This is a genomic window from Pseudomonas sp. HMWF006 (assembly GCF_003061205.1).
Taxonomy (GTDB): domain Bacteria; phylum Pseudomonadota; class Gammaproteobacteria; order Pseudomonadales; family Pseudomonadaceae; genus Aquipseudomonas; species Aquipseudomonas monsensis.
This window is the reverse complement of the sequence record NZ_QAIU01000107.1, coordinates 1-4,770: the sequence shown is the minus strand read 5'-3', so window position 1 is coordinate 4,770 and position 4,770 is coordinate 1. Positions and strand designations below refer to the sequence as shown.

Sequence of the window (4,770 nt, the reverse complement as noted above, 5' to 3'; positions counted from 1 at the left end):
CGTCTGCGCAGGTGCCTTGAATCATGAACTACCAGACCCCAGCCCTGCGCCGCGCCCTCGCTGCCGATTACGCCATCGGCCTGATGGCACCGGCGGCGCGTCGACGCTTCGAGCAATTGCTGCTGGACGACGCGGCATTAAGGGTCGAACTGGCGCATTGGCAGGAAAACCTCGCCAGCCTCACCGAAACGCTGCCGCAAGTTCCGGTGCCGGAGCGCGTGTGGCAAGGCATCACCGCGCGCATCGAACCGCAAGTGCTGCATGTTCCCGAGAAGCGGCCGTTCTGGAACTGGCTGCGCGTCACCGCTGCACTGTGTTCAATCGTGGTGCTGGTGTTCCTCGGCTCCCTGTACAACCGCGACGACGCCCGCTACCGCGCCACCCTGCTGACCGCCAATGCGCAACCGGCGTTGAAGGTCGAGGCGCATGCGGATTATCTGCAAGTCGAGCCGCTGACATTGGCGGCAGTCGATCCGGGCCGCAGCCTTGAGCTGTGGGCGATTCCGGCGGATGGCAAGCCGATTTCGCTGGGGGTGATCCCGGCGGGAGGCAAAGGCAAGGTTGAGTTGAACGAGGCGCAGAAAGCCTTGATCGGTAAACCGATTGCTTTGGCGGTCAGTCTTGAACCTAAAGGGGGTTCACCGACCGGGCAGCCGACGGGGCCGGTTCTGTATCAGGGGGCCTTGGCGGCGCTGTAAAGCAAAACCCCTCACCCTGGCCCTCTCCCAGAGGGAGAGGGGACTGACCGTGGTGTTCTCTCGAGTTTTATCGACCTGAAATACCGAGCCGATTATGGATTCACAGCGGTATTTTCAGGTCAGCGTAAATTGTGAGCATCCCTCGGTCGGCCCCCTCTCCCTCCGGGGGTGGGGTGAGGGTAGCTTTTGACCTGGGCTTGCAACAAAAAACGGCGACCCCGAGGTCGCCGTTTTGTATTGCGCTCAAGCCTTACGCCGCACTGAACAACTTATGCGGATCAATCACAAACTTCTTCGGCACGCCAGCATCGAACTCGCCATAACCTTCCAATGCTACAGGGATTGTGCAGGAGCAGCCGAAGGCTGCGGTGTTTTAGTTCATCTAATTGCTTAACAATACGAACTTATATTCCAAAGCAAACTATAAACCTGTCAGACCTGACAGTAGGCAACAACCATCGTCCACGGGAACATTACGGCTCCTATTTATGTAACGGAGTACAAATAATGAAGCTGAAAATTGTCACGGGTGTCCTGATGACCCTGGCCATGATGAGCACCGCCTATGCCGCTACTTGCCCGACAATCTCGGTGAGTCACTCTCAAGACGGCGAAGATCTTACCTTCGTGTCTGCACGCCTCAAAGACAAAAACACTGCCAATTCGGTGGTCATCTGCCGGTACGAAGGCAAAAATGACCTCGGCGTCTCGGCCGGTTACAGGAACGGCACCCCGGTTAAAGCTACCGGAAGCGATTGGAAAAATGATGACTGTGTAACGGTTGGCGGTGACGCCAGCAAATGCGCATTCAAAGAGAAGAAAAAGTAAGGAATAAAAAGGGCAATCCACCGGATTGCCCTTTTATACACGGTGAAACTTACGCCGCACTAAACAACTTGTGCGGATCAATCACAAACTTCTTCGGCACGCCCGCATCGAACTCGCCGTAACCTTCCGGCGCCTGGTCGAGGCTGATCACCTGCACACCCACCACTTCGGCGATGTTAATGCGATCCCACATGATCGCCTGCATCAGTTGGCGGTTGTACTTCATCACCGGGGTCTGGCCGGTGTGGAAGCTGTGGGATTTTGCCCAGCCGAGGCCGAAGCGGATGCTCAGGCTGCCCATTTTCGCGGCGGCGTCCACGGCGCCCGGATCTTCGGTGACGTACAGGCCCGGGATACCGATCTTGCCCGCCACACGCACCACGCCCATCAGCGAGTTGAGCACGGTGGCCGGGGCTTCGGCTTTCACCCCGTCGTGGCCGTGGCCGCGGGCTTCGAAGCCCACACAGTCCACCGCGCAATCGACTTCCGGCTCGCCCAGCAGTGCAGCGATCTGTTCGTGCAGTGGCGTGTCTTGCGACAGGTCGAACACTTCAAAACCCTGCGCCTTGGCGTGGGCCAGACGGATGGTGTTGACGTCGCCGATGATCACCACCGCCGCACCCAGCAAGCGCGCCGAAGCGGCAGCGGCCAGGCCGACCGGGCCGGCACCCGCGATGTAAACGGTGCTGCCCGGACCAACGCCAGCGGTGACGGCACCGTGGTAGCCGGTCGGGAGGATGTCGGAGAGGCAGGTCAGGTCGCGGATTTTCTCCATGGCCTTGTCGCGATCCGGCAGTTTCAGCAGGTTGAAGTCGGCGTACGGCACCAACACGTACTCGGCCTGGCCCCCGGTCCAGTCGCCCATGTCGACGTAACCGTAAGCGCCGCCGGCACGGGCCGGGTTGACGGTCAGGCAGACGCCGGTGTGTTGCTCCTTGCAGGAACGGCAGCGCCCGCAAGCCACGTTGAACGGTACGGAAACCAGGTCGCCGATTTTCAGGTTCTCGACGTCGGAACCCTTTTCGATCACTTCGCCGGTGATTTCGTGGCCCAGCACCAGACCGGTCTGCGCCGTGGTACGGCCGCGCACCATGTGCTGGTCGGAGCCACAAATGTTGGTGGAAACCACTTTGAGAATGACCCCGTGCTCGATCTTGCGACCGCGCGGGTCCTGCATTTTCGGATAGTCGATTTTCTGTACTTCGACCTTGCCAGCGCCGAGATACACCACACCACGATTGCCAGACATGCTTTCACCTCGCTGTTGTTTTTATGGAACCGCGTTGCCCAGGCAGGCAGCGCGTTAAGTGCTCGGGTACAGATGCTGATTGTTGTGTTGCCTGATATGGCCTCATCGCTGGCGAGCCAGCTCCCACAGGATTCGGGTTGGATTCAGATTTTGTATACGACACAAACCTCTGTGGGAGCTGGCTTGCCAGCGAAAGCGATCTAGAGAACGACCGTGCGATTGGCGTTGAGAAACACCCTTCTTTCGATGTGATACCCAACGGCCCGCGCCAGGGTCAGGCCCTCGATATCCCGCCCCTTGGCAATCAAGTCCTCAGGGTAATGACTGTGATCCACCGCCTCGACGCCCTGGGCGATGATCGGTCCCTCGTCGAGGTCGTTGTTGATGTAATGCGCCGTGGCGCCCACCAGTTTCACGCCTTTGTTGTAGGCCTGGTGATACGGCTTGGCGCCCTTGAACCCCGGCAGCAGCGAGTGGTGAATATTGATCGCCTTGCCATCGAGCTTGCGGCACAGCTCCGGCGACAACACCTGCATGTAGCGGGCAAGGATAACCAGCTCGGCACCGGACTCTTCGATCACCTGCCACACCTGACGCTCCTGCGACGGCTTGTCGTTGGGGTCGAGGGGGAAATGGTAGTAGGGAATCTGGTGCCAGTCGGCCAGCGGCTTGAGGTCCGGATGGTTGGACACCACCGCCGCGACGTCCATCGACAACTGGCCGATGCGCTGCCGGTAGAGCAAGTCGTTGAGGCAGTGATCGGCCTTGGAGACCATGATCACCACTTTTGGCCGGTAGTTTGGCGCGGTCAGTTCGAAGACCATGCCAAAGGCCTGACCACGCTCGGCTAAGCCGGCGCGGAAGGACTGTTCGTCGAAACCGTCGGGCTGACGGAATTCCACGCGAATGAAGAAACGGCCCGAGAGCCGATCATCGAACGAGTGGTGCTCGGTAACGTAGCAACCCTGCTCGAACAGAAAACGCGTCACCGCGTCCACAGTGCCGAGGACGCTGGGGCAGTCGGCGGTCAGAATCCATGTGTCTGGGGCGCGGCTCATGGTGCGGTGACTCCTGTTCTTTGTGCGGGGTGTCAGGTTTCCCCCTCACCCTGGCCCTCTCCCGGAGGGAGAGGGGACTGACCTAAGTGTCTGCCGAGTTACATCGACCTGGAATCTCGCGGGTGAATACAGATCGCAAAAACACCCGAGATCGGCTCCCTTTCCCCTCTCCCCCTTGGTGGAGAGGGCTGGGGTGAGGGGGAAAAAATCTCCAGCCCTACACGCAAGCACGCTCAACGCAATTCACTTCAAGCCTGAACGCTCAACCCGTACTCAGCCGATGCATCCTGCAACCACAACCACCAGTAATCCGAAAAGCTGCGACGGATCAGCAGCTCCCAAGTGTCTTCAGCGGTGTGGCGGATCATCAGCTGCGACTTGGCGAACACCGTGCCGACCGCTTTACCGACCGGGAAGTTGTTCGGGTGTACGTCGTAGCTGGTGGATTTCATCAGCACCTGACGCACGTTCGGCCCGCTCAGTTCGAGCACTTGCTGGCCGCCGCTGACGTTGACGATCGCGATGTGCAGATCACCCAGCGCTTCACGCAGTTTCTGCTCGGCGGCGAATTCTTCACCGCTCGGCACGATCAACAGCCACTCGTCCGGCCCCATCCATTGCAGGCTGGATTCGCCTTTGACGATCACGCTCAGGGCGCCGGGCAATTCGATGCCCAAGGCCTTGTGCACACCAGCGGCGAAGGCTGCATCGTGGCCATCGCCACGAATGGTCAGGTGGCCGAGGAGTTTCTTTTCACGCACGGTGACGCCGGCATTCTTGCGACCCTTGCCAACCAGGCTGGCGAGGTCGGCATGGTGCAGCGACGACTCGGCACGGGCACCGGTGGTCGGGCGTTGTTGGTACACGTTGGCTGTGGTCATAAAGCACCTATATCAATTCTGTTGGTTCCGGCCCCTGTGGTGGCTGTTACTCCGCC

5 protein-coding genes and 1 pseudogene are annotated in these 4,770 nt (G+C 59.8%); 2 read left to right on the top strand and 4 right to left on the bottom strand.

Annotated features, from left to right (window positions below; genetic code table 11):
* The first annotated feature begins 23 nt into the window (after positions 1-23).
* Positions 24-698: an anti-sigma factor domain-containing protein gene (locus DBR24_RS04110; RefSeq protein WP_128613981.1), complete on the top strand. Its 675-nt coding sequence runs from the start codon at positions 24-26 to the stop codon at positions 696-698.
* Positions 699-948: 250 nt separating this feature from the next.
* On the opposite strand, the pseudogene DBR24_RS34770 reads toward DBR24_RS04110, so the two are convergent.
* A pseudogene (locus DBR24_RS34770) lies at positions 949-1,032 on the bottom strand (hypothetical protein); the annotation flags it as partial.
* A 173-nt stretch (positions 1,033-1,205) separates the two neighbouring features.
* On the opposite strand from DBR24_RS34770, the gene DBR24_RS04105 reads away from it, so the two are divergent.
* Positions 1,206-1,526: a hypothetical protein gene (locus tag DBR24_RS04105; RefSeq protein ID WP_256591269.1), complete on the top strand. Its 321-nt coding sequence runs from the start codon at positions 1,206-1,208 to the stop codon at positions 1,524-1,526.
* A gap of 49 nt (positions 1,527-1,575) precedes the next feature.
* On the opposite strand, the gene fdhA is transcribed toward DBR24_RS04105, so the two are convergent.
* From fdhA to DBR24_RS04090, 3 genes are all read right to left on the bottom strand, one after another.
* Positions 1,576-2,775 (bottom strand): formaldehyde dehydrogenase, glutathione-independent, encoded by a 1,200-nt coding sequence (gene fdhA, locus DBR24_RS04100; protein ID WP_128613979.1) that lies wholly within the window; start codon positions 2,773-2,775, stop codon positions 1,576-1,578.
* Positions 2,776-2,975: 200 nt separating this feature from the next.
* On the bottom strand, positions 2,976-3,833 hold the full coding sequence (gene purU, locus DBR24_RS04095) for a formyltetrahydrofolate deformylase (protein WP_064589552.1): 858 nt from the start codon (positions 3,831-3,833) through the stop codon (positions 2,976-2,978).
* Positions 3,834-4,081: 248 nt separating this feature from the next.
* Complete coding sequence (locus DBR24_RS04090; RefSeq protein ID WP_123469376.1) at positions 4,082-4,714, bottom strand: sarcosine oxidase subunit gamma; 633 nt, start codon at positions 4,712-4,714, stop codon at positions 4,082-4,084.
* Positions 4,715-4,770: the final 56 nt, after the last annotated feature.

What these genes read in the sequence shown, in the direction of transcription:
- DBR24_RS04090 (WP_123469376.1), bottom strand. Translation starts at nt 4,714, where the DNA reads ATGACCACAGCCAACGTGTACCAACAACGCCCGACCACCGGTGCCCGT.
- purU (WP_064589552.1), bottom strand. Translation starts at nt 3,833, where the DNA reads ATGAGCCGCGCCCCAGACACATGGATTCTGACCGCCGACTGCCCCAGC.
- DBR24_RS04105 (WP_256591269.1), top strand. Translation starts at nt 1,206, where the DNA reads ATGAAGCTGAAAATTGTCACGGGTGTCCTGATGACCCTGGCCATGATG.
- fdhA (WP_128613979.1), bottom strand. Translation starts at nt 2,775, where the DNA reads ATGTCTGGCAATCGTGGTGTGGTGTATCTCGGCGCTGGCAAGGTCGAA.
- DBR24_RS04110 (WP_128613981.1), top strand. Translation starts at nt 24, where the DNA reads ATGAACTACCAGACCCCAGCCCTGCGCCGCGCCCTCGCTGCCGATTAC.